This is a genomic window from Micromonospora ferruginea (assembly GCF_013694245.2).
Lineage (GTDB): Bacteria > Actinomycetota > Actinomycetes > Mycobacteriales > Micromonosporaceae > Micromonospora > Micromonospora robiginosa.
The window spans coordinates 2,923,169-2,946,845 of record NZ_CP059322.2 but is presented as its reverse complement, the minus strand read 5'-3'; the positions used below and the strand labels follow the sequence as shown (position 1 = coordinate 2,946,845).

19 protein-coding genes are annotated in these 23,677 nt (G+C 75.6%); 14 read left to right on the top strand and 5 right to left on the bottom strand.

The features are described from left to right. The first annotated feature begins 1 nt into the window (after position 1). The 13 genes from H1D33_RS12500 to H1D33_RS12440 all read left to right on the top strand — a co-directional run bounded on the left by H1D33_RS12500 (position 2) and on the right by H1D33_RS12440 (position 16,659). The gene (locus H1D33_RS12500; RefSeq protein ID WP_181572771.1) at positions 2-916 is read left to right on the top strand and encodes a carbohydrate ABC transporter permease; all 915 of its coding nucleotides are present in this window, start codon (positions 2-4) and stop codon (positions 914-916) included. Beyond that, positions 913-1,641: a GntR family transcriptional regulator gene (locus H1D33_RS12495; protein WP_181567899.1), complete on the top strand. Its 729-nt coding sequence runs from the start codon at positions 913-915 to the stop codon at positions 1,639-1,641. The genes H1D33_RS12500 and H1D33_RS12495 overlap by 4 nt, the downstream gene beginning before the upstream one ends. Next, positions 1,638-2,552, top strand: coding sequence for an ROK family protein (locus H1D33_RS12490; protein ID WP_181567900.1), 915 nt, complete (start codon positions 1,638-1,640; stop codon positions 2,550-2,552). Before H1D33_RS12495 ends, H1D33_RS12490 begins: the two co-directional genes overlap by 4 nt. Continuing rightward, positions 2,549-4,027, top strand: a complete 1,479-nt coding sequence (locus H1D33_RS12485) for a DUF4127 family protein (protein WP_181567901.1) — start codon at positions 2,549-2,551, stop codon at positions 4,025-4,027. Before H1D33_RS12490 ends, H1D33_RS12485 begins: the two co-directional genes overlap by 4 nt. After that, positions 4,014-5,684: an FAD-dependent oxidoreductase gene (locus H1D33_RS12480; RefSeq protein WP_181567902.1), complete on the top strand. Its 1,671-nt coding sequence runs from the start codon at positions 4,014-4,016 to the stop codon at positions 5,682-5,684. The genes H1D33_RS12485 and H1D33_RS12480 overlap by 14 nt, the downstream gene beginning before the upstream one ends. Continuing rightward, positions 5,681-6,370, top strand: coding sequence for an N-acetylmannosamine-6-phosphate 2-epimerase (locus H1D33_RS12475; RefSeq protein WP_181567903.1), 690 nt, complete (start codon positions 5,681-5,683; stop codon positions 6,368-6,370). The genes H1D33_RS12480 and H1D33_RS12475 overlap by 4 nt, the downstream gene beginning before the upstream one ends. Continuing rightward, a complete protein-coding gene (locus H1D33_RS12470; RefSeq protein ID WP_181567904.1) occupies positions 6,367-8,877 on the top strand; it encodes a glycoside hydrolase family 38 N-terminal domain-containing protein in 2,511 nt (836 codons plus the stop codon). The genes H1D33_RS12475 and H1D33_RS12470 overlap by 4 nt, the downstream gene beginning before the upstream one ends. Before the next feature lie 103 nt (positions 8,878-8,980). Further along, the gene (locus H1D33_RS12465) at positions 8,981-9,790 is read left to right on the top strand and encodes an ABC transporter ATP-binding protein (RefSeq protein ID WP_246411415.1); all 810 of its coding nucleotides are present in this window, start codon (positions 8,981-8,983) and stop codon (positions 9,788-9,790) included. Then, positions 9,775-11,628 carry a hypothetical protein gene (locus H1D33_RS12460; RefSeq protein ID WP_181567905.1) on the top strand — a complete coding sequence of 618 codons (1,854 nt, stop codon included), beginning with the start codon at positions 9,775-9,777 and terminating at the stop codon, positions 11,626-11,628. Before H1D33_RS12465 ends, H1D33_RS12460 begins: the two co-directional genes overlap by 16 nt. Positions 11,629-11,717: 89 nt before the next feature. Further along, entirely contained in the window at positions 11,718-12,893 is a 1,176-nt protein-coding gene (locus H1D33_RS12455) for a cellulose binding domain-containing protein (protein ID WP_181567906.1), read from the top strand. An 88-nt stretch (positions 12,894-12,981) separates the two neighbouring features. Then, positions 12,982-13,608 (top strand): M23 family metallopeptidase, encoded by a 627-nt coding sequence (locus H1D33_RS12450; protein ID WP_246411418.1) that lies wholly within the window; start codon positions 12,982-12,984, stop codon positions 13,606-13,608. A 154-nt stretch (positions 13,609-13,762) separates the two neighbouring features. Continuing rightward, positions 13,763-15,709 (top strand): elongation factor G, encoded by a 1,947-nt coding sequence (locus H1D33_RS12445; protein WP_307755402.1) that lies wholly within the window; start codon positions 13,763-13,765, stop codon positions 15,707-15,709. 107 nt (positions 15,710-15,816) lie between these two features. Further along, positions 15,817-16,659 (top strand): hypothetical protein, encoded by an 843-nt coding sequence (locus H1D33_RS12440; RefSeq protein ID WP_181567909.1) that lies wholly within the window; start codon positions 15,817-15,819, stop codon positions 16,657-16,659. 92 nt (positions 16,660-16,751) lie between these two features. Here H1D33_RS12440 and H1D33_RS12435 read toward each other — a convergent pair whose 3' ends face one another. Genes H1D33_RS12435 through H1D33_RS12425 form a run of 3 tightly spaced genes read right to left on the bottom strand, consistent with a single transcriptional unit; the run spans position 16,752 to position 19,161 of the window. Next, entirely contained in the window at positions 16,752-17,216 is a 465-nt protein-coding gene (locus tag H1D33_RS12435) for an OsmC family protein (RefSeq protein WP_181567910.1), read from the bottom strand. 50 nt (positions 17,217-17,266) lie between these two features. Then, positions 17,267-17,800, bottom strand: a complete 534-nt coding sequence (def, locus tag H1D33_RS12430) for a peptide deformylase (RefSeq protein ID WP_181567911.1) — start codon at positions 17,798-17,800, stop codon at positions 17,267-17,269. Positions 17,801-17,853: 53 nt separating this feature from the next. After that, on the bottom strand, positions 17,854-19,161 hold the full coding sequence (locus tag H1D33_RS12425; RefSeq protein ID WP_181567912.1) for an alpha/beta hydrolase: 1,308 nt from the start codon (positions 19,159-19,161) through the stop codon (positions 17,854-17,856). A 166-nt stretch (positions 19,162-19,327) separates the two neighbouring features. Here H1D33_RS12425 and H1D33_RS12420 point away from each other — a divergent pair, with 166 nt between their 5' ends. Next, positions 19,328-20,176, top strand: coding sequence for a hypothetical protein (locus tag H1D33_RS12420; RefSeq protein WP_181567913.1), 849 nt, complete (start codon positions 19,328-19,330; stop codon positions 20,174-20,176). A 7-nt stretch (positions 20,177-20,183) separates the two neighbouring features. Here the strand turns inward: H1D33_RS12420 and H1D33_RS12415 are convergent, their stop codons facing one another. Together H1D33_RS12415 and H1D33_RS12410 are read right to left on the bottom strand one after the other, a co-directional pair. Further along, complete coding sequence (locus H1D33_RS12415) at positions 20,184-22,151, bottom strand: acyl-CoA dehydrogenase family protein (RefSeq protein ID WP_181567914.1); 1,968 nt, start codon at positions 22,149-22,151, stop codon at positions 20,184-20,186. Between the two features lie 83 nt (positions 22,152-22,234). After that, entirely contained in the window at positions 22,235-23,644 is a 1,410-nt protein-coding gene (locus H1D33_RS12410) for an alpha/beta fold hydrolase (RefSeq protein WP_246411419.1), read from the bottom strand. Positions 23,645-23,677 lie beyond the last annotated feature (33 nt).

The window sequence follows — 23,677 nt, the reverse complement described above, 5'->3', positions numbered from 1 at the left end:
CATGCCTGGTGGGCAGGGCGTGAGCGAGCGCACCGTGCGCGAGCGGGCGCCCGAGCCCTCGGCGGTCCGCCCGGCCCGGCGACGTGCCGGCGTCGGCCGCGTCGCCGGACCGGCCCTGCGCTACCTGCTGCTGCTGGCGATGGCCCTGCTGCTGGTCGGGCCGTTCCTCTGGCAGCTCTCCACCGCGCTGAAGGGCACCGGCGAGCCGATCTACGGGCCGGACACGACGCTGCTGCCGGCCGAGCCGACCCTCGGCAACTTCGGCAAGGTGGCCGAGGTCATCCCGGTGTGGCGCTACATCGGCAACTCGGCGCTCGTCGCGGTCGCCAGCGTGCTGACCAACTGCCTGCTCGGCGCCATGGCCGGTTACGCGCTGGCGCGGATGCGCTTCCGCGGCCGGGGCGCCGTCTTCGCCGCCGTGCTCGCCTCGCTCGTGGTGCCGTTCGAGGTGATCATGGTGAACGTCTTCCTCACCGTCCGCAGCCTCGGGCTGGTCGACACGCTGCTCGGCGTGCTGCTGCCCGGCGCCGTCTCCGGACTGTCCATCCTGGTCATGCGGACCGCCTTCCTCGCCCTGCCGAAGGAGACCGAGGAGGCGGCGGCCATCGACGGGGCCGGGGAGTGGGCGCGGTTCTGGCGCGTCGCGCTGCCCAGCGTGCGCGGCTCGCTCGCGGTGGTCGGCGTGTTCAGCTTCCTGTTCGCCTGGGACGACTTCCTCTGGCCGTTGATCGTGCTGAAGAGCCCGGACAACTTCACCCTCACCGTGGGGCTGCAGTATCTCTCCGGCACCTTCACCAACGACCAACGCGTGGTCGCCGCTGGCACGATGATCGCAGTCATTCCGTTGCTCGCCGTCTTCTTCGCCCTGCAGCGGATGTTCTTCCGCGGCATCGGAGAGGGAGGGGTGAAGGGGTGACCGCCACCGGCAGCAGGACCGCCTTCAAGCACGAGGCGCTGTACACCGCCCTGCGCACCGAGATCGGCTCGTCGTTGCGACCGCACGACCCGCTGCCCAGCGAACGGGAGCTGGTCACCCGGTTCGGGGTCAGCCGGGCCACCGTCCGGCAGGCCGTCGGCCGGCTGGAGGAGGAGGGCCTGGTCTACCGCGCCCAGGGCGCGGGCACGTTCGTGGCCGACCCGGCGACCATCTCCAAGTCGCTGGCCCTGACCTCGTTCAGCGAGGACATGCGCAGCCGCCGGCTCAGCCCCGACTCGCGCCTGCTCGACCTCACCGTCGTACCGGCGGGCGTGGCGGTGGCCCGCGAGCTGTCGCTGTCACCCGGCGCGCGGGTGGCCCACGTCCGGCGGCTCCGGCTCGCCGACGGGTTGCCGATGTGCGTCGAGGACGTGTGGCTGCCCACCGAACGGGTCGGCGACCTGGACGCGGTCCTGGTCAGCGGCTCGCTCTACGAGGTGCTCGCCGCGCGCGGGGTCCGGCCGGACCACGCCGACCAGGTGATCTCCGCGACCGTGGTCGACGCCGACCAGGCCGCGCTGCTCGGCGTGGCGCCGTACTCGCCCGCGCTGCGGGTGGACCGGACCACGTACGACGACGCCGGGGTCGCGGTCGAGCGCGCCGAGAGCATCTACCGCGCCGACCGCTACGACTTCCGCATCACCGTGACCCGAAGGACGCCGTGACCGCCCCGCTCCTGGCCGCGCTCGACATCGGCGGCACGAAGACCGCCGCGGCCCTGGTGCGGGCCGGCGCCGTGCTGACCCGTACCCGGGCCGCCACGCCGGCCCGCGACGGCGCCACCGCCGTCCTCGACCACGCCGCCGCCCTGGTCCGCTCGCTCGGCGGGGAGCCGGTCGCGGTCGGCGTCGGCGCCCCCGGCCTGGTCGACCCGGCGACGGGCCTGCTCACCGCCGCCACCTCCTCGATCAGTGACTGGTCCGGGGTGGACGTGCCCGGCGGGCTGCGCGACCGGCTCGACCTGCCCGGCGTCGTGCTCAACGACGTGCAGGCGTTCACCCTCGGCGAGGCCGTGCACGGCGCCGGGCGCGGGTTGCCCACCGTCGTCGGGGTGGCCGTCGGCACCGGCATCGGTGGTGGCGTGCACGCCGCCGGCACCCTGCTCACCGGCCGGTCGGGCGCCGCCGGGCACGTCGGCCACCTGCCCGTGCCGCAGGCCGTCGGGCGGCCCTGCCCGTGCGGCGCCACCGGGCACGTGGAGGCCGTCGCCGCCGGTCCGGCCGTCGCCGCCGCCTACACCGCGCGCACCGGTGAGCCGGTCGACCTGCCCGAGGTGGTGCGGCGGGCCCGCGCCGGAGACGAGATCGCCCGCGCTCTGCTGGCCGACGCGGGCGCCGCGCTCGGCACCGCCCTCGCCGGCCTGGCCAACGTCCTCGACCCGGACCGGATCGTGGTCGGCGGCGGCGCCGCCGTACCGGAGCTGCTCGCCGCCGCCGCGCCGGCGTTCGCCGCCGCCTGCATGCCGGTGCTCGGCCCGGTGCCGCTGGTCCCGGCCGCGCTCGGCGCGGACGCCGCCCTGGTCGGCGCCGCCGAGGCCGCGCTGCGGGCGCTCGGTTCCGGCGCGGTGACCCGATGATCGACATCGCGCTCGTGCCGCTGGACGACCGGCCGGTCTGCCGCACGCTGCCGGCCATGGTCGCCGCCGTCGCCGGCGCGCGCGTGCACACCCCGCCGGCCGACCTGCTGCCCGCCGGGCGTCGACCCGGCGACCCGGACGGGTTGGCCCGCTGGCTCGCCGAGCGCCGCGCCGACGCCGCCGTGGTCGCGCTGGAGACGCTCGGCCTCGGCGGCCTGATCGCGTCCCGGCTGCGCGACGACCCGGTCGGAGTCGTGCTGCGCCGGTGGGGTGCGCTGGCCGAGGGACCCACACCGGTGTACGCCGCCACCGTCGTGCAGCGCACCCCGGACGCCGACGACGCCGGCGAGGAACCCGACTACTGGGCGCGGCACGGCCGGGCGCTGCACGCGTACTCGGCGCGGCTGCACCGGGCCGTCGGGACGCCGGACCTGCCGACCACCGACGTGCCGGCGCCGATCCGCCGGGACTTCCTGCGCCGGCGGCACCGCAACCACGTGCTCAACCAGGCCGCGCTGGGCCTCGCCGCCCAGGGCGTGCTGGACACGCTCGTGGTGGGCGCCGACGACACCGCCGTCGCCGCGGTCGGCACCGCCGAGTGGCAGTGGCTGCGGACCTGGACGTCCTGGCTGGAGGTCGGCGACCGGGTGCTGGCCCACCCGGGCGCCGACGAGATCGGCGCGGTGCTGGTGGCCCGCGCGCTCACCGCCGCCGCCGGCCACGCGCCGCGGATCGCCGTCGCCTGCGCCGAACCGGACGGCCTGGCGCGGGTGGCCCGCTACGAGCCGGTCAGCATCGGCGACGGCATCGCCAGCCAGGCCGCCGCGACCGGGGCGCACCTGGTCGACCGGGCCCACGCCGACGCGGTGCTCGTGGTCCACCCGCCGCAGCCCGGCGACGCCGACTGGGCCACCGCCCCGCCCTCCGACACCGACCCCGCCGCGGCCGCGCGTACCGCAGCCCTGGTCCGCCGGCTGCTCGCCGAGGGACGACCGGTCGCGCTCGCCGACTGCGCGCTGGGCAACGGGGCCGACCCGCGCCTGGTCGCCGACCTGACCGGCGACGGCGGTTACGCCGGGCTGGTCGGCTTCGCCGGCTGGAACACCGCCGGCAACACCGTCGGCAGCGCCCTCGCCACGCTGGTCGCGTACCAGGTCGGCGCGGTCACCGGCACCCTCGACGCGACCGCCGCGCGGCGGCTGCTGGCGCACCGGCTCGTCGACGACCACGTCTGGATGTCGTACGCCCGGCCGCGGTTGCGCCACGAGCGCGGCACCGACCCCACCCGCCACGACCACGTGCCGGACGCGGAGACCGCCGTGGTCACCGCGCGGATCGAGCGGTTGCTGCGCGAGCGGTGGGGACAGCTCGCCGCGTTGCCCGGGTGGTCCGTCGCGCCCGGCTCGGTGACGCTGCCGTGGCACCGCACCTACGAGATCGACTTCGTCCTGGAGGAGACCGGTGAGCAGTCCTGACCCGACCCTGACCGCCGACGTGGCCGTGGTCGGCGGCGGGCTCGGCGGGGTGGCCGCCGCGCTCGCCGCCGCCCGGGCCGGCGCCTCGGTGGTGCTCGTGGAGGAGCTGTCCCGGATCGGCGGCCAGGTCACCACGCAGGCGCTGCCCGCCCTCGACGAGCACCCGCACATCGAGAGCTTCGGCGCCTCGGCGAGCTACCGCGCGTTCCGCGACGCCGTCCGCGCCCACCACGGCGGCGTCGCCAACCCCGGCGGCGGCTGGGTGAGCCGGCTCTGCTTCGCGCCGGCCGTCGCTCAGCGGGTGCTCGACGCCGCCCTGGCCGAGGCGGGCGTGACGGTGCTGACCGGCCGGGCGGTGGCCGCCGTACGGGCCGAGGCCGGGCGGGTCCGCGACGTGACGCTCACCGACGGCACCGTGCTGGCCGCCGCCGTCTTCTGCGACGCCACCGAGCGCGGTGACCTGGCCCCGCTCGCCGGGTTCGCCACCGTGACCGGCTCCGAGGGGTGCGACGCGCACGGCGAGCCGGACGCGGTGCCCGGCGGCCCCGACCCCGCCGCGCAGCAGTCGTTCACCTGGTGCGCCCTGGTGGAGCACCACCCCGGCGCGGACTTCACCGGCCCCGAACCGGCCCGCTACGCCGAGCTGCGGCACCGGCTGTCCTTCGACATCGCCGGCTGGGACGGCGGCGTGCACCGCTACCGGATGTTCACCGACGGTCCGGACGGCCGCCCGCCGTTCTGGACCTACCGGCGGCTGCGCGCCACCGCGCCGGAGCTGGCGGTGCTGAACTGGGCGTCCAACGACTGCGCCGGCCAGGACCCGATCGGCGATCCGGCCGGCGCGGAACGGGCCGGCCGGGAGCTGACCGCCGCGTTCGTGCACTGGCTGCGCACCGAGGCGCCCCGCGAGGACGGCGGCCGGGGCTTTCCCGGGCTGCGCCTCGCCCCGGAGGCGGCCGGCACGCCGGACGGCTTCGCCGAGGCGCCGTACCTGCGCGAGTCGCGGCGGATCGTGGTCGACCGGCTGGTCACCGGCCACGACCTCGCCCCGGTGGCCGGGCAGGCCCGGGCCCGCCACCTGCCCGGCTCGCTCGGCGTCACCTGGTACCACGTCGACCTGCACGAACGCACCGGCCACCCGGAACCGGTCTACCGGGAGACCGCGCCGTTCACCATCCCCGCCGGCGCGCTGGTCCCACGCGGCGCGGTCAACCTGCTGGCCGCCGCGAAGAACCTCGGCGCCACCCAGGTCGCCGCCGCCGCGTACCGGGTGCACCACGGCGAATGGGCGGTCGGTGAGGCGGCCGGCGCGCTCGCCGCGCGGGCCGCCCTGGACCGCCGCCCGGTCGGCGCGGTCCGCGACGACCCCGCCTTCCTGCTCGCCGTGCAGCGCGACCTGGTCGCCGCCGGCGTGCCGCTGGCCTGGGTCGCCGACGTGCCCGCCGGCGACGCGCGGTTCGCCGCGGTGCACCTCGCCGCCGCCCACGGCGCCCTCGGCGGTGAGCGGGCCGCCGGGCTGGCCGTCGAACCCGACCGGCCCGCCGGAGCGCGGGACCTGGCGGCGCTGCGCGCGGCCGCCCGGACGCTGGGCGCCGACCCGTCCACGGTCGACCCCGAACGCGCCTTCGGCGCACTGATGGAGGACCTCACCCGATGACCGTGCTCGACACGATCCACGGCCGGCTGGTCGTCTCCTGCCAGGCCGACCCCGGCGAGCCGCTGGACGACCCGGCGCACATGGTGGCGCTGGCCCGCTCCGCGCTGCGCGGCGGCGCCGCCGGGATCCGCGCCCAGGGCCTGCCCGACCTGCGCGCCCTGCGGGCGGCCCTGCCCGACACGCCGCTGATCGGGCTGGTCAAGCACGGCGGCAGCGGCGTCTACATCACCCCGACCCTGGCGCACGCCGACGCGGTCGCCGCGACCGGCGTGGACGTCGTCGCGCTCGACGGCACCCGCCGTCCCCGCCCGGACGGGCGCACGCTCGCCGAGACGGTCACCGAGCTGCGGCGACGTCACCCGCGGGTGCTGGTGATGGCCGACGTCGCCGACGCGGCGGACGCCTACGAGGCGGTCGCCGCCGGCGTGGACCTGGTCGGCACCACGCTCTCCGGGTACACCGGCGGCGCGGTGCCCCACGACCCCGACCTGGCGCTGATCGCCACGCTCGCCGGCGCGCTGCCGGTGCCCGTCGTGGCGGAGGGCCGGATCAACACCCCCGACGAGGCCGCCGCCGCGCTGCGCCACGGCGCGCACGCGGTGGTGGTCGGCACCGCCATCACCCGGCCCGCCGTGGTCACCGCCCGTTTCGCCGCCGCGCTCGTCACCGACCGGGAGATGTCATGACCGTGCACGTCGTCAGCCACACCCACTGGGACCGTGAGTGGTACCGGCCGATGGAGTCGTTCCGCGCCCGGCTCGCCGAGCTGGTCGCCCGCGTCTGCGACCAGCTCGACGCGGGCGAGCTGGGCCGGTTCCACCTCGACGGGCAGACCGTCACCGCCCTGGACGCGCTCGCCGTCCGGCCCGACCTCGCCGACCGGATCCGCGCCCACGCCGCCGCCGGACGGTTGCACGTCGGGCCGTGGCACGTGCTCGCCGATAACCAGCTCGTCTCCGGTGAGAACCTCATCCGTAACCTGCTCGCCGCCCGCCGGGTCGCCGCCGACCTCGGGCTGGCCCTCGCCGATGTCGGCTACTGCCCGGACGCCTTCGGCCACCCCGCCGACCTGCCCCGGGTGCTGCGCGGCTTCGGCCTGGACACCGCCCTGGTCTGGCGGGGCGCGCCACCGCACCTGGCCCGGTTCCGCTGGCGCGCGCCGGACGGCTCCGAGGTGCTCGCGGTCAACCAGGGCTACTACGAGCCGGAGGTGCTCTGGGAGGCGGCGTCCGCGCCGGACCGCCTCCGCGCGTTCCGGGAGAAGCAGGCCGGCCGGGACGCCGACGGGCCGTACCTGCTGCTCAACGGCGGCGACCACCTCGCGCCGCGCCCGCTGCCCGCCGGGCTCGCCGACGGCGTGGCGGTGGAGAGCACGCTGGCCGACTACTTCGACGCGATCCGCGACACGGTCCCGGCCGGTGACATGGTCACCGGGGAACTGCGGTATCCGGGGGACTGGCTCACCTTCGTGCTCGCCGGCACCCTGTCCGCCCGCCTGCACCTCAAGCAGGCCAACGCCGCCACCGAGACGCTGCTGGAGGCCTGGGCCGAGCCGCTGACCGTACGCGCCGGACGCGCCGAGTCGGTCGGGCTGCTCCGGCACGCCTGGGACCAACTGCTGCAGAACGCGCCGCACGACTCCATCTGCGGCTGCTCGGTCGACGAGGTGCACCGCGAGAACGAGGTGCGCTTCGCCCGCGCCCGGCAGGCCGGCGAGCACCTGGTCGAGCGGGCCCTGCTCGACCTCGGGCTGGACACCCGGCTCGCCGGCGACCCGGTCGCCGACGCGGCCGCGGTCGTGGTGGTCAACCCGCACGCCGCGCCGGTGCGCGGGCCGGTCGAGGTGGACGTGCACACCGCGCCCGGGCACACGCTCACCGGCCTGCGCGACGCGGCCGGCGCGCCGGTCGCGTACGAGCTGCGCGAGACCGAGCCGACGCCGCTGTTCTGCGCCGACCTGGACATCCTCCCGGACACCCGGGACACGCTGCGGCACCGCGTCGCGTTCGTCGCCGACGCGCCGGCCGGCGGCTGGACCGGCTACACCGCCACGGTCGCCGCCGGGGAGCCGCCCGCCGTGCCGGCCGGCGTCCCGGGCCGCACGGTGACCCGAGGCGACTGGACGCTGACCGTCGCCGACGACGCCTCGTTCACCCTGACCGACGCGGCCACCGGCCGTACCCTGCCGGGGCTGGGCCGCCTGGTCGACTCCGGCGACGCCGGGGACACCTACACCTACGACCCGCCCCGGGCCGACGAGACGGTCACGCCGGTGCTGCGCGAGGCGTGGGTGCACGACAGCGCGGTCGCCTCCCGCCTCGTCGTCCGGGCCGACCTCGACATCCCGGCCGGCCTCGACGCGGACCGCGGGTCCCGCGCCGCCGAGCGGGTGGTGCTGCCGCTGACCGTCACCGCCACCATCTGGGCCGGCGTGCCGGAGCTGGACTGGCGGCTGGAGTTCGACAACGCCGCCGACGACCACCGGATCCAGGCCCACTTCCCGACCGACGCGCCGGCCACGAGCTGGACCGCCGACGCCCACTTCAGCCTGCTCACCCGGCCGCTCAAGGCGCCGCTGGGCCCGCTGCCCGAGGAGCGCGGCCACGAGGCCGACGCCGGGGTCGCCCCGGTCCGCTCCCTGGCCACGCTGCCCGGCCTGGCGGTCCTCGCTCCCGGACTGCCCGAGGTCCAGGGCATCGCCGGCGACCGTCCGTCGCTGGCCGTCACCGTGCTGCGCGCGGTCGGCTGGCTGTCCCGGCCGGACCTGCGCGCCCGCACCGCCGGCGCCGGCCCGCAACTGCCCACGCCCGAGGCGCAGTGCCGCCGCCGGATCACCGCCGCCGTCGGCGTACGACTCGACGACGGCGAGGCCGCGGTGACCGAGGCGGCGGCCCGTCGACGCGCGCCGCTGCGGGCCTGGCAGTTGCGTCCCGGTGCCGCGACGCCGGCCGCGACGCCCGGGCTGCGGGTGGACGGGGCGCAGGTGTCGGCGTACAAGCCGGCCGAGGACGGCGACGGCGCGGTCCTGCGACTGGTGAACCCCACCTCCGCGGAGGTGGTGGCCACGGTGTCCGGGGTGGACGGGCGGCTCGTCGAGTGCGACCTCGCCGAGCAGCCGGTGGGCGGGGCCGCGGCCGGCGCCGCGATCACGCTCGGCCCGTTCGCCACGCGGAGCTTCCGGGTCACGGGGTGAGCGGCGGCCGGCCGGTCGACCGACCCGCCCGGCGCCGTCTGCTTCCCTCCACCGGGCACGTCGGTGAGACTGGGGCCGCCACCTAGTCGCACCGAGGGGATCCATGGAGTCGTCGACCACGCAGTACGCCGCAGCGGACGATCCGGACGCGGACGGGCGGCCGGCGGCGCTGCGGCTGTCCGGTCTGCACAAGCGGTTCGGCTCGACCACCGCCGTCGACCACGTCGACCTGGTGGTGCCGCAGGGCTCGTTCTTCGGCCTGGTCGGCCCGAACGGGGCGGGCAAGACGACCTCGTTGTCGATGGCGGTCGGGTTGCTCCGCCCGGACGAGGGCACCGCGCGGGTGTTCGGGGTGGACGTGTGGGCCGACCCGGTCGAGGCGAAGGCGTTGCTGGGCGTGCTGCCCGACGGGCTGTCCATGCCGGAGCGGCTGACCGGGCGCGAGCTGCTGACGTACCTCGGGCAGTTGCGCGGCATCGAGGCCGGCGTGCTGGCCGGCCGGGTCCAGGAGCTGCTCGACGTGATGGAGCTGGGCGCGGCGGAACGCACCCTGGTGGTCGACTACTCGACCGGCATGCGCAAGAAGATCGGGCTGGCGACGGCGCTGCTGCACGGTCCCCGGCTGCTGGTGCTGGACGAGCCGTTCGAGGCGGTCGACCCGGTGTCCGCGGCGGCCCTCAAGGCGATCCTGAACGGGTTCGTCGCCGCCGGTGGCTCGGTGGTGCTCTCCAGCCACGTGATGCCGCTGGTCGAGCAGTTGTGCGACACGGTGGCCGTGATGGCCGCGGGGAAGGTCGTGGCGGCCGGCCCGCTGGCCGAGCTGCGCGGCGACAGCACCCTGGAGCAGACGTTCGTCCGGCTGGTCGGCGGCGACGAGCACACCCGGAAGGGACTGTCGTGGCTGGCGTCCTGATCCGGATGAAGCTGTCGATCATCAGGAACTCGATGACCGGTGGCCGCGCCGCGTGGATGCTGGTGGGGGCGGTCCTCGGCCTGCTGTTCGCGGCCGCCACGATCTGGCTGTCCCTGGTCGACCTGCCCGACGAGGTGCTGGGCGACCTGCTGGCCGGAGTGTTCGGAATGTGGACGCTCGGCTGGCTGATCGGCCCGCTGTGGGGCGGCTCGGCGGTGCTGCGCGCCGACCACTTCACGCTGCTGCCGGTGCCGCGCCGCCGGCTCGCGGTGGGGCTGCTCGGTGCGGCGTTCGTCGGGATCACCACCGCGGTCACCGCGCTGGGCTTCGTCGGCCTGATCACGTACGCGGCGCGGCAGGGCCTCGGCCCGGCGCTGCTGGCGGTGCCGGTCGCGACGCTGCAACTGGTCTTCGTGGTGCTGCTGTCCCGGGTGGTCCACGCGCTGTTCGGCGTCGTCGCGGCGTCCCCGGTGGGCGCGGCGATCACCGGCGTGCTGTTCGCCGCGATGCTCGTGCTCACCCAGTCCGGCTGGATGATCGTCGTGGCGGTGATGTACTCCGACGTCCTGCGGACCGGGTTCTCCGACACCACCACCGTCACGCTGCGGGCGGTCCCGTCGAGCTGGGGCGTGGTGGCGGTGGACGCCGCCGGGCGCGGCGACTGGCCGCTCGCGCTCGCCGCGCCGGCCGGCCTGGCCCTGCTCTGCGTGCTGCTGCTGCTCGTCTGGTCGGTCGAGCTGGGCACCCCGCGCCGCGCCCGGGTCACCGTCCGGGGTGGCGCCGGGCGCGCCCCGGTCGCCGGCGGCCCGCTCGCCGGCGCGACCGGCGCGGTCGTCCGCAAGGAGCTGCGCACCTGGTGGCGGGACCCGCTGCGGACCACCACCGCGGTGGTGCCGGTCGTCTGGGCGCTGGGCACCGTGCTGCTGCCGCTGACCTTCGACGCGCGGCTCCTGCTGCCGTGGGCCGGTCCGGCGGTCGCGCTCTTCGCGATCACGTCCGCCTGCAACCTCTACGGCCAGGACGGCACCGCGCTCTGGCAGACCATCACGACCGGCACCGAACGCGCCGACGTGCGCGGGCGGCAGTGGGCGTACCTGCTCGTCTTCGCGCCGCCGGCCGTCGTCCTGGGCGTCGCGTCCGCCTGGTGGAGTCCGATCGCCTGGACCTGGCCGTGGGTCGCCGCGGCGGTGCCCGCCCTGCTCGGCGGCGGCGCCGGCCTGGCCGTCCACTCGTCGGTGTTCGGCCTGGTCCCGGGCCCGGACGCGCACAAGCGGCCGAGTAACCCGCTCGAGCGCGCCGACACCACCGGCCGGTCCAACGTGCTGTTCTGGGTCGGGCTGCTGCCACCCGCGCCCGCGCTCACCCTGGTCTACCTGGGCACCCGGTTCGACAGTCCGTGGCTGACCTGGTCCGGGGTGCCGGTCGGCGTGCTGACCGGCGTCGCGGTCGCCTGGGCGCTGGGCGCGGCGGCGGCCCGCAAGCTCGGCGCCGACGGGTCCGACCTGCTGCACACCATGCGCACCGGCCGGCCCACCGTGGTCCGGACCGCCGGCGCCGACGGGTCCCGCAGGGGCGGCACGGTCGAGGGACTGAGCTGGGGCCTCGGCTCGATCCTGCTGATCCCGCAGGGGATCGTCCCGCTGGTCTTCATCCTGTCCGGCGTCACCGTCAGGTCCTGGTTCCTGGCGATGTACGTGCGGCCGGCCTTCGGCGTGCCGATCGCGGTGGCGAGCATCCTGGCCGGCCTGGCCCTGTACGCGCGGGCGCTGATGACCCGGGTCGACAAGCGGGCCGACGCGCCGGCGACGGCCGGGGACCGCGAACTCGAATCGGTCTGACCGGCGACCGGCCCACCGTGCTCCGGACCGCCGATCCGAGTCGTGGGACACGTTGGCGATCATCGATGCGTTGGCGGCATCGTCGAGGCATGACAGGCGTCCTCCCGTCCCCGTTGCTCCGCCGGCTGCGCCCCGGCCCGCTGGCCGCCGCCGTCGCGGTGTCGGCGACGATGCTCGCCACCGCGCTGGTCGCCGTGCCGGCCGCCGGCGCCGGCGCCGCCGCGCCCGCCGCGTACCCCCGGGTCGCCCCGGCGCCCGGCGGGGCGGCCGCGCCGGCCGCGGAACCGACGCCGACCACGGCGGCCAGCACACCGAACACCTCGCCGTTCCCGCCGAGCGCGCCCACCAATCTGACCGCCACCGCGGTACGGTCCGGGTCGGTCACCCTCGCCTGGACGGCCGCCACGCCCGGCTGCTGCGCCATCGCCGGCTACGACATCACCTACTACCAGGCGTTCGACGACGTCGTCTACAGCGCCAGCGTCGGGGCCGTCACCACCACCACGATCACCAACTACCTTCAGCCGGGCCGGCAGTACTCCTTCCGGGTGGCCGCCCGGGACACCCTCGGACACCGCTCGCCGTCGACGGACACGCTGACCGTGGTCACCCCGGTGACCGACACCGGCGGAGACACCACCCCGCCGAGCGCGCCGCGGGACCTGACCGTCGGCGAGGTGACCGCGTCCACCGCCGGCCTGTCCTGGTCGCCGTCGACGGACGACGTCGGCGTGCTCGGATACAACGTCTACCGCTTCGACGGCTGGTTCTCCTCGACGCTCGTCGCCACCGTGCCGGGCACCACGTACACGGCGTCGCTGCCCCCGTCGACGCCGCTGCGCAACCTCTACTACGTCCGGGCCCGGGACGCCGCCGGCAACGTGTCGATCGCGTCGAACACGGTCACCCTGCCCACCACGTCCACCCCGACACCCCCACCGCCGTCGACCTGCCGGGTGACCTACCGGAACCAGTCCGAGTGGTCCGGCGGCTTCGTGGCCACCGTGACGGTGCAGAACACGTCGACGGCGCCCGTCGACGGCTGGATCGTCACCTTCGGCTACCCGGGCGACCAGCAGGTCACCTCCGCGTGGAACGCCACCGTCGGCCAGACCGGGGCCGCCGTCACCGCCCGCAACGTCGACTGGAACCGCGTCCTCGCGCCGGGCGGCTCCGCGACGTTCGGCGTCCAGGGCCGCTGGGGCGCCAGCGACGCGCCGCCGACCGGCTTCTCGCTCAACGGCGCCGGCTGCGCCGTCGGCTGAGCGAGGCGAAGGAAGTCCCATACGCGCCACGTCGTCGGCCCGCGCGGACGCCCTGACCGTCGCGGACGCGCGTGTCATGCTCGGAACGGTGACCGCCGAAGCTCCGCAGAACGTCCGCCCCCGCCGCCGGGCGGCCCGCGCGGCGGCGGTCGTCGTCGCCCTCGCGGCGCTGGTCGCCGGCGCGGTGCTCGTGGTGCCGCTGCTGACGCGACCCGGTCCACGGCCGGCGTTCCAGCTCCCGGTGGCCTGCGGCGAGACGTGGCGGCTGTCCACCTATCCCGGGCACGACGACTACGACGTCGACCTGTTCCCGACCACCGGCGCGGCCTGGGGCCGGCCGGTGCTGGCCTCCGCCGACGGCACGGTCGGCGTGGCCGGGATCAACGGCTCGCTCGGCGGCCGGACCCCGCAGGACCCGGACGGGCCGAAGGGCCGGGGCGGCGGCTACTGGGTCACCCTCGACCACGGCGGGAGGTGGGAGACGCAGTACCTGCATCTGCTGGAGCCGCCGCTGGTGCGCGCCGGGCAGCGGGTGGCCCGCGGCCAGCAACTCGGGCGGGTCGGCAGCACCGGCGACTCCGGCGCGCCGCACCTGCACTACGAGCAGCGTCGGGGCTGGACGAAGGTGGAGACCCACTTCGACGGTGTGCCGTCCGGCATCACCTCCGACGACCGCGAGCGTACGGTCCGGCGGAACAGCGCGAACTGCCCGTAGTGGCGGAGCCGAATTCGGTGGCGACGGCCGCCGGTCGCGTGTGAGCCTGGTGACGGCACACCGCCGCGACCACCACGACGAGGAGAGACGATGCGAGCAGCTTCCACGCCCCGGACCCTGACCCGTCCTACCGTGGAGTTCTGCCTTGGCGTTGTTGAACCTCGGAATCGTCGCCCATGTTGACGCCGGAAAGACCAGCCTGACCGAACGCCTCCTCTACGAGGCGGGCGCCGTCACCCAGCTCGGCAGCGTCGACGCCGGCACCACCCGCACCGACTCGATGGAGTTGGAACGCCGGCGTGGCATCACCATCCGCGCGGCCGTCACCTCCATCGCGATCGGTGACCTGCGCGTCAACCTGCTGGACACCCCCGGTCACCCCGACTTCATCGCCGAGGTCGAGCGGTCGCTCGCCGTGCTGGACGCCGCCGTGCTCGTGGTGTCGAGCGTGGAGGGGGTCCAGCCGCAGACCGTCGCGATCTGGCGGGCGCTGCGCCGCATCGGCGTACCCACGGTGTTCTTCCTCAACAAGGTGGACCGCCGGGGCGCCGACGTCGACCGGGTGACGGCCCAGATCCACCAGCGGCTCGGGGCGCGACCGGTTCGGCTCAGCGCGGTCACCGGCCAGGGCGCCGTCGAGGCCCGGGTACGCCCGGTGGCCCTCGACGCCGCCCCGGTGGTGGAGGCCGTGGCCGAGATCGACGACGCGGTGGCCGCGCGGTGGTTGGCGGACGAGCCGGTGCGCGTACGCCACGTCCGGCGCGTGATCCGCGACGCGGTGCGCCACGGCCGGCTCAACCCGGTGGCGTGCGGCTCGGCGATCACCGGCGCCGGGGTCCGGCACCTGTGCGACCTCCTCGCCGACCTGCTGCCGCGGGGCGCGCAGCGGGACGGCGCACTGGCCGGCACGGTCTTCGCCGTCGACCGGGACGGGCAGGGCCGGCGGGCCTGGCTGCGGTTGTGGTCCGGGCGGTTGCGGGTGCGCGACCGGGTGCGCCTGGCCGACGCCCGCCCCCAGACGGTGACCCAGATCGCCGTCATCGAGCCCGCCGGCGTCCTCGTGCGCCCGTCGGTCTCCGCCGGGCAGATCGCCGCGGTACGCGGTGTGTCGGCCCGAATCGGCCAGCACATCGGGGAGCCCCCGCGACGGCACGCCTACCGGTTCCCGCCGCCGACCAGGCAGGCCGTCGTCGAGCCGGTCGAACCGGCGCAGCGCCTGGCGATGTTCGCCGGCCTGGCCGAGCTGGCCGACGAGGACCCGCTGGTGGACCTGCGACTCGACGAGGCGCAGGCGGAGGCGGTGATCCGCCTGCACGGCGAGGTCCAGAAGGAGGTGCTGGCCGCCCTGATGGCGGACCGGTACGGCGTCCGGGTGCGGTTCTCCGGCACGTTGACCGCGTGCATCGAGCGGGTCGTCGGCGCGGGGTGCGCCGACGAGCGGGTCCGCGAGCGCGGCAACCCGTACCTGGCGGGGCTGGGGTTGCGCATCGAGGCCGCCCCGGTCGGGCACGGCATCGAGTTCCGTCCCGGCGTCGAGCCCGGCCGGCTCCCACCGGCCTTCGTCGCGGCCACCGAGGAGGGCGTGCGGGCGGCGTTCCGTCAGGGCCGGCACGGCTGGCCGGTCACCGACTGCGTCGTCACCATGACGGCGTCGACGTACTGGCCGCGGCAGAGCCGGCCGCACCAGAAGTTCGACAAGTCCATCTCGACCGTGGCGGCGGACTTCCGCCACCTCGCCCCGGTCGTGGTCGCCGCGGCGCTGCGCGCGGCCGGCACCCGGGTGTGCCAGCCGATCGAGCGGTTCGACGTCAACCTGCCGCAGCACACCGTGGAGGCGGTGCTGGCGTTGCTGGGCCGCCGGGGCGCGATCGTGCACGACACCGCCGTCGCCGGCGGATACCTGGAGGTGAGCGGCACCCTGCCGTCGGCGCGGATTCCGGAGGTCGTTGCCGCGCTTCCCGACCTGACCGGCGGCGAGGCGGTCCTGACCACCACCTTCGACCACTACGCGCCGGTCACCGGGGAGGAGCCGCCGACGCTGCCCCGCCGGGGACCCGACCCGGAGGACCGGGAGGTCTGGTTCCGGGCCGTGCCGCGGTAGGCCGGTGGACGTTCGGTCAGCACGGGCAGATCGGCTGCCTGGTCACCGTCGAAGCGCTGGTCAGGGGGCCGGTCTCCCCGGGTCGGGCTCGTGACATGATGGCGTCCATGGGGAAGCGGCAGGGCGTCGGCGATGGCAGCGCGGCAGCGACCGGCGACGGTGTCGACGGCCGGCTCGCCCTCGCGCGGGACCCCGCCACGACACACCTGACCCTCATCGACCTGGCGGCCGACCCGTCGGCCGTGGTCCGCAAGGCGGTGGCGACCCGCACCGACGCGCCGGCGCAGGCGCTCCGACCGCTGGCCCGGGACCACGACCGGCACGTCCGGGAGGCCGTGGCGAGGAACCCCTCGACCTCGGTCGGCAATCTCCTCCGACTGGTCAAGGACGCCGACCGATGGGTCCGCTGGGCGGTCGCCGGCAACCCGGCCTGCGACGAGTCGGTTCGCCGGGTGATGGCCGAGGCCCCCGACAAGGAGTTGCGCGGTCTCCTCGCGGAGACGCGCGAGTTGGAGCCCGAGCTGGCCGCGCGGCTGGTCGACGACGTCTCGCCGGAGGTCCGGGAACGGCTCGCCACCCACACCCACGACCCCGACGTGATCACGGCCCTGACGGCCGATCGGACCGCACGCGTACGCAAGGGGCTCGCCCGTAATCCGCGAACCACCACCGCTCAGCGCAGCGCGCTCGCCCAGGACCCGGTGGTGGACGTCCGCGTCGCGCTAGTGCTCGCGGTCGAGCTGGACGAGGTGGACCTGCGGCGCCTGCTCGACGACCGCTCGGTGCAGGTCCGGATGGCGATGGCGAGGTCGGAGGTGGTTCCGGCGCACATCCGGCAGGCGCTCGCTCGCGATCCCGACGAGATGGTCGCCGACGTCGCGCGCGAGTTCCGCCCCGGGTCGAGCGGCACCCCTGTGGTACGCACCGGCCACCGTTCCTCCGGCACCTGACCCACCAGCGCTAACCGGCGTCGTGCCGCGCCGCCGTCGGCCGATGGCAGGGCCGACGCCGGCGACGGGATCGCGGATGTCCGCGACGTCGGTCACGACGGGGACGGCAGGGCTGCGTCGTCGCCCGCGTCGGCGACGTCGACGATGGTGACCGGCGTGCCAAGCTGCACCGTCCGGGAGACGGTGCAGAGCCGGTCGTGCGACTGCCGCAGGGAGCGCGGCAGCGCCTCGCGTGCCCGGTCGCCGTCCGGTCCCGCCGGGAAGGCCACGGTGAACTCCACCCGGATGTCGCGCATCCGGTTGCCGCCGGACTCGTCCTTGATCTTGTCGCCGCTGACCACGACGGAGAAGCCGTCCGGCTCGGCGCGACGGCTGGTGATGTGGTCGACGTCGACGGCGGTGCATCCGCCGATGGCGGCCAGCAGCAGCTCCACCGGGGTGAAACTGTCGCCCTGGCCCGAGCCCATGGAGATCGACCCGCCGCGGGCGTTGCGGACGGTGTAGCTCGCCAGGCCGGTGCGCTCGATCTCCACCGAGCGGAACGTGTCGTCACTCATGACCACGAACCTACCGAGGCGCGCCGGACGCCGGACGCGGTGCCCGGGCCTCAGTGCGGGCTGGTCCGGATCCGGGCGTCCGCCCAGGCCGCCTCGCGCAGGGTGGCGAGGATGCGTTCCTGGCCCTGCGGATCCTGCCGGTCGATGAACAGCACCCCGTCGAGGTGGTCGGTCTCGTGCTGGATGCAGCGGGCCAGCAGGCCGGCGCCGACGACCTGCACCGGGTCACCCTGTTTGGTGAACCCTCTGGCCGCCACGTTCATCCGTCGTCTGGTGTCCAGGTAGATCCCGGGAATGGACAGGCAGCCCTCGGGCCCGTCCTGCTCCTCGTCGTCGGGGAAGTCGAGGCCCGGGTTGACGAGGTGGTCGAGCCGCAGCTCGTTGCCGGGCAGGTCCGGGTTGATGGCGAAGACCCGGAGGCCGACACCGATCTGCGGGGCCGCCAGGCCGGCGCCACGCGCGGCGGCGAGCGTCTCGGTCAGGTCCCGGACCAGCGTGGCCAGCTCCGCGTCGAACGTGGTCACCGGGTCGGCCACCCGGCGCAGCACCGGGTCGCCGACCCGACGGATGTCCAGCACGGTCATCGGAACACCTCCGCCGCCAGGCTACTTGTGTCCGTGCCGGTTCCGCCGGTCTGTCAGGGGACGAAGACGACGTCCGGGAGGCACCGGGACGGCCCGTCCAGCAGGTGGCCGTCGCGGTCCCGCAGCCACCTGTCGAAGAACGCGGCGACGAAGGTCTCCTCGCTGCGGACGGCCCGGTGCGGGTCGACGTCCCCGATGACCCCGGTGACGAAGCTGTCGGGAAGGTCGAGCTGCCGGGCGATCTGGGGGAGCAGCGGCACGGTGTCCTTGTAGGAGTCCTCGCCCCTGGCCCCGGCGAGGTGCAGGTCGACGCGCCAGCCCGTGCTGTTGTCCCACACCATCCGCCACGACGGCGTCCGGTGGTGGTCGGCCCCGGGGTCGCCGACGAGCATGAACGGGCGGTCCAGGCCCTGCCGCGCGACCGGCCACAACCCGATCGGGTCCGGGACGAGCGGTGACTCGATGGTGCCGCCGAGGTCGGCCGCGGCCCGGATCCGTGGTTCGTCGTGCATGGCCTGCAACGCGGTGAGCCCACCCGCGGAGATGCCGACCATGCCGGTCCGGCGCAGGTCCAGCGCGCCGGCCAGACCGGCAGGCAGCGCCCGCCCCTGCGCATCCGGGTTGGTGCCGCCACCCAGGGCCGCCAACCGGTCGAGCACGAATCGGGTGTCGGCGAGCCGCGTGTCGAACACCGTGGCCGCCAGCCGCTGGAAGTCGTCCGGCTGCTGGGCCTCCTGGGACAGCCGCGCCAGCATGCCGGTGACGACCCGGCCGCCGGGGAACTCCACCTCGGAGGTCTCGTGGGTGTGGTCGACGGTCACCACCACGTACCCGCGGCTGGCCAGGTCCTGCACGAGCGTGGTGGCCCAGGTGCGCGGGTCGCCGGCGCCGGGCGAGTACAGCACCACCGGGAACGGCCGCCGGTGCCGCGCCACCGGCGCGCCCAGGTGACCGGCGGTCCGGGTCGCGGCGAAGTCCACCCGCCCGGCCGGTATGCCGTACAGGGCGGACGCGGCGCCGTCGACGCCGCCGAAGTGCGCCGCCGCCCCCGGCGCCATGTGCGGTGCCCGGGGGAAGCGGCCCACGTCGCGGGCCGGGTACCAGACGCTGACCATCAGCTCGCGGTGGGTCGGGACCGCCGTCCACGGATCGCTGCGGGAGCGGTCGACCAGGTGCAGGTCCGTCGTGCCGACCGGGTACGGGCCGGTCGGCGCCGGCAGGGTCAGCCGAGGCGCCCGCTCGTCTCCCACCGGGCCCGGTGGCCCGCCCCGGTGGGAGGCGGACGAGGGTGTCGCCGCGGTGACCGTGAGCGTGCACGCGACCAACGACGCGACGAGCGCCGCGCGGATCCTCCGTACCATGACTGCCTCCCGGACCGGGGGCCGCGCCGACCGGCGGCCCGTCACGCATCACGCTATGGACCTCGCGGGCCGGGGATAAGGAGGCCAGCACCCGTCTCCGGCCCGGGGGAAAGCCCCCGGCGTCCGGCCCGGCGACGTGGTGGCGGTCGATGCCTACCCTGACCCGGTGGGCTTTCTGACGGTCGTTGTCGCGGTCGCCGGATTCTTCGGATACGCGATGCTGGTGCTGACGCCGGTCCTGCTCGCGCTGGCCGTGTCGGAGGGCCGCCAGCACCGGTGGGTCCGCCGGCACGCCGTCGCACCGTGTGCCGCGTTGCGCCCCGGGACCGGCCTGCCCCGCCGGTTCGCCGTGTACGGCCGGACCGTGCCCGGCCCCGACGGGACGGTCGTCGCGCCGTTGTCCGGCACCGAGGCGGTGTGGTTCCGTACCATCGTGTATTCCACCGTCAGCGTCGGCGACCCCGGCCTCACCCAGACCGAGATCCTCTGGGAACGGTCCGCGGGCGACCCGTTCGGGGTGGCCGACCGCACCGGCACGGCCGCCGTGACGGCGAAGCTGCTCCAGGCGTCCGTCACCGACCCCCACCTGTCGCTGTGGGCGAGCACCCGGCTGCCGGTGGCGCACGCCGCTCCCACGCCGGTGCTGACCGTCGTCAGCGAGGAGACCACCAGCCATCGCCGCAACGGTCGGTGGCTCCAGCACCTCGTCGACCGGGGAGCGGTCCCGGCGGACGCGGCGAGGCGCGTGGACGCGGTGTGGGTGGTCGAACAGATCGTGCCGGCCGGCGTCGAACTGCACGTGATCGGCCAGCCCGTGGTCCTCGCCAACGGGCTCGCCGCGCTCACGCTGCCCAGGACCGGCCGCTACCTCGCGGTGAGCCAGGAACCCGCGGAGACCGTGCGGAAACTCGCCGGCGACCGCACGTACGGCATGGGGTGTGCGCTCTGGGCCGCGGTGGCCGGCGTCGCCTGCCTCGCCGTGGTCTGGGTGGTCAGCTCCGCCGTGGGCCGGTGACGAGGGGTCAGCTCGTGGCGTCGTGCGCGGCCATGCTCTCCTGCCGGTCGGGTTCCTCGCGCAGGATCGCGCAGTGCAGCCAGGCGTCCGGGATGGCGAAGCCGTCCACCAGCGTCCGCATGTGCGGGCGCAGCTCCTTGAGCAGGCCGTTGACCACCCCGGTGATCGCCTTGGCCCGGGCCGGGGTGAGCCGGCCGTGCTCCAGCAGCCAGCCCTTGTCGGCCTCGATGACGCCGAGCGCGTACAGGTCGCAGACCCGCGACAGCAGCGCCCGCGCGGCCGGGTCGGCGGTGGCGTCGATGCCGGCGACGAACGCCTCCAGGGTCACCCGGTCGATGTGCGCGGCGGCGACGGCGAGGACGTGGTCCTGCACGTCGTTGAAGATGTCGAACGGGTGGTCCTTCTTCGTGGCGGCGCCGTTGCGCAGGCGGCGGACCGCGCCGTCGAGGCGGTGCCGCTCGCGGTCCTCGAAGACGGTGAGCTGCCAGCCCCGGTCGGTGACGGCGACCTCCTCGTCGCGGCCGGGCACGGCGCTGACCAGCCGCTCGATCAGCGCCCGCGCGGCGGTGCGTTCGAGGACCATGTCGCGGACCTGCTCGGCGACGAACGAGGCGCGACCCCAGCCGTCCAGCGAGCCGAACTCGTCGCGGTGGCCGGTGAGCAGTCCCTTGGCCACCAACTGCAGCAGCACCGTGTTGTCGCCCTCGAACGTGGTGAACACGTCGGTGTCGGCCTTCAGGCTGGGCAGCCGGTTCTCGGCCAGGTAGCCGGCGCCGCCGCACGCCTCCCGGCACATCTGGATGGTGCGCGTCGCGTGCCAGGTCTGCGCCGCCTTGAGGCCGGCGGCCCGGGACTCCAGCTCCCGCTGCCGGTGCTCGTCCACCGGCCCGTCGCCGCCCTGCACGTCGCTGAGCGCGGTGACCAGCTCGGCCTGGGCGAAGGTCAACGCGTACGTGGTGGCCAGCGCGGGCAGCAGCTTGCGCTGGTGGGCCAGGTAGTCGTTGAGCAGCACCTCGCGCTCGGCGTCGGGCGTGCCGAACTGGCGGCGGATGTCGCCGTAGCGCACCGCGATGGTCAGCGCCGCCTTGGTGGCGGCCGAGGCGGCGCCGCCGACGCTCACCCGGCCCCGGACCAGGGTGCCGAGCATGGTGAAGAACCGTCGGGAGTCGTTCTCGATCGGGCTGGAGTAGGTCCCGTCCGCCGCCACCTGGGCGTAGCGGTCGAGCAGCATGTCGCGTGGCACCGTCACGTGGTCGAAGCTGAGGCGGCCGTTGTCCACGCCGAGCAGGCCGGCCTTCGGTCCGGCGTCGCCGATGGTCACGCCGGGCAGCGGGTCGCCCCGCTCGTCGCGGATCGGGACCAGCCACGCGTGCACGCCGTGCCGCCGGCCGTCGATCACCAGTTGGGCGAAGACCACCGCCATCCGGCCGTCGCGGGCCGCGTTGCCGATGTAGTCCTTGCGTGCCGCCTCGTGCGGGGTGTGCAGGTCGAACGTCTGCGTCGCCGGGTCGTACACGCAGGTGGTGCGCAGTTGCTGAACGTCGGAGCCGTGGCCGGTCTCGGTCATCGCGAAGCAGCCGAACAGCTCACCCGAGACGATGTCGCGCAGGTAGGCGTCGTGGTGTCGCCGGGTGCCCAGGGCGGCCACCGCGCCGCCAAACAGCCCCCACTGCACGCCCGCCTTCACCATCAGCGACAGGTCCACCTGGGCCAGCATCTCGATGGCGACGATCGAGGCGCCGACGTCGGCGGCGCCGCCGTACTCGGTGGGGAAGCCACCGCCGATGCCCAGCTCGACCGGAAGCTCGCCGAGCAGCCGGCTGATCCGCTCGCGCGCCTGGTCACCGGTCTCGCCGTACACCGGCAGGAACCGCTCGTCGAGGTGCGCGCGGTGCGCGTCGCGGACCCGCGCCCACGGCCCGTCGAGCACGGCCCGCAGGTGGGCCGGGTCGACAGGGCCGGGAACGCTGCTCATGGCTACCTCGAGAGACGACGTCATGGGTACCGCTCGTACCCGGTCAACGCCGGTGACCTGCCAGGGTGACGCGGTGAGAACCGTCACGGCGCGGCCGGGCAGCGGGCGCCGGGCGCGGGGAGCACGCCGTCGACGAGATAACGGTCCACCACCGCGGTCGTGCAGTCGGTTCGCTGGTAGGTGCCGTGGCCCCACCCCTCGTAGGTGACCAGCCGCCCGTGCCGGCCCAGTTGTCGCGCGACGTTCGTCGCCCAGGCGTAGCCGGTGCGCGGGTCGTGGCGGGCGTTGAGCAGCAGCAACGGGGTGCGGGTGTGCACGCGCAGACGGTGCGGCGGATTCCGGACCGGGGCCGGCCAGCCGAGGCAGGTCTGCACCGCCAGCAGCCCGGCGCCGTAGCGGACGTCCGGCGCGGCGGCCGTCGCCTCCCGCACCAGACCGGCGTACTCGTCGTAGTCGCGCACCGGTGCCGGCCAGTCCGCGCAGAACACGCCGACCGCGACCGACAGCCTGAGCTCGCCCGGCGGGCTGCCGGCGTCCATGCCCCGGATCTCCGCGGCCAGTTGCGGCCAGCGCGGGCCGGCCAGCATGCCGAGGGCCACGGCCGTGACGTCGAAGGCGGTACGCGGCGCGTACTCGCCACGGTCGGCGCGGGCCAGCACGCCGGCCCAGACCGACCGCACGTCCCGCCCGTGCAGCACGCACTCGACCGACCGGTCGCACCAGGCGACGAACTCGTCGAACGCGTCCTGCAACGCGGCGGCCTGGGTGCGCACGAACGCCCGCACGCCGAGGCTGTGGTCGAACACCCCTTCGAGCACGACCGCCCGCACCCGGTCGGGGTACCGTTCGGCGTACTGCTGGCCCAGCAACGTCCCGTACGAGCTGCCGTGGAACGTCAGCCGCCGCTCGCCCAGCGCGCGGCGCAGCGCCTCCAGGTCGTGCACGGTGCTCAGCGTGTCGGCGTGGTCGAAGACGGCGCTGGTCGGACGGCAGCGTTCCCACAGCGCCTGGTTCCAGGCGACCGCGGCGGCGAAGTCGGCCGGACCGGCCAGCGGGATCGGCGGCCGGCGCGGCGCCGGATCCGGCGCGCAGACCGGCGCGGCGCTGCGTGCCACCGTACGCGGGTCGAAGCTGACCAGGTCGAACCGGTCGAGCAGTTCGTCGCTGAACCGGTCGCCCCGGCGGATGCGCTCCACCCCGGAGTCGCCCGGGCCGCCCGGCCCGAACACCAGCGTGCCCACCCGCCGCGCCGGCACGCGCGCGGCCCGGCGCGCCACGGCCAGCTCGAACGTCGGCCCGTGCGGTCGGGACCGGTCCACCGGCAGGCGCAGGCGGGCGCACCGCACGGCCGGGTCGAGCGGGACGTTCGGCAGGTCGTCCGCGCACTCGCCCCAGACCAGGCGCGGCGGCGCGGGGTCGGCGCGGGCCGGTGCGGGGGCCCCGCCGATCAGGACGAGCACGGCGACGGCCAGGGCCGACGATCGACGGTTCACGGCGCCTCCTGTGATGTGGACGTCCGTCCATCC

Excerpts from the sequence above, each read along its gene's own strand:
- H1D33_RS12475 (WP_181567903.1), top strand. The coding sequence starts at position 5,681 with ATGACCGTGCTCGACACGATCCACGGCCGGCTGGTCGTCTCCTGCCAG.
- H1D33_RS12415 (WP_181567914.1), bottom strand. The coding sequence starts at position 22,151 with ATGAGCAGCGTTCCCGGCCCTGTCGACCCGGCCCACCTGCGGGCCGTG.
- H1D33_RS12425 (WP_181567912.1), bottom strand. The coding sequence starts at position 19,161 with ATGGTACGGAGGATCCGCGCGGCGCTCGTCGCGTCGTTGGTCGCGTGC.
- H1D33_RS12485 (WP_181567901.1), top strand. The coding sequence starts at position 2,549 with ATGATCGACATCGCGCTCGTGCCGCTGGACGACCGGCCGGTCTGCCGC.
- H1D33_RS12465 (WP_246411415.1), top strand. The coding sequence starts at position 8,981 with ATGGAGTCGTCGACCACGCAGTACGCCGCAGCGGACGATCCGGACGCG.
- H1D33_RS12440 (WP_181567909.1), top strand. The coding sequence starts at position 15,817 with ATGGGGAAGCGGCAGGGCGTCGGCGATGGCAGCGCGGCAGCGACCGGC.
- H1D33_RS12500 (WP_181572771.1), top strand. The coding sequence starts at position 2 with ATGCCTGGTGGGCAGGGCGTGAGCGAGCGCACCGTGCGCGAGCGGGCG.
- def (WP_181567911.1), bottom strand. The coding sequence starts at position 17,800 with ATGACCGTGCTGGACATCCGTCGGGTCGGCGACCCGGTGCTGCGCCGG.
- H1D33_RS12435 (WP_181567910.1), bottom strand. The coding sequence starts at position 17,216 with ATGAGTGACGACACGTTCCGCTCGGTGGAGATCGAGCGCACCGGCCTG.
- H1D33_RS12470 (WP_181567904.1), top strand. The coding sequence starts at position 6,367 with ATGACCGTGCACGTCGTCAGCCACACCCACTGGGACCGTGAGTGGTAC.
- H1D33_RS12455 (WP_181567906.1), top strand. The coding sequence starts at position 11,718 with ATGACAGGCGTCCTCCCGTCCCCGTTGCTCCGCCGGCTGCGCCCCGGC.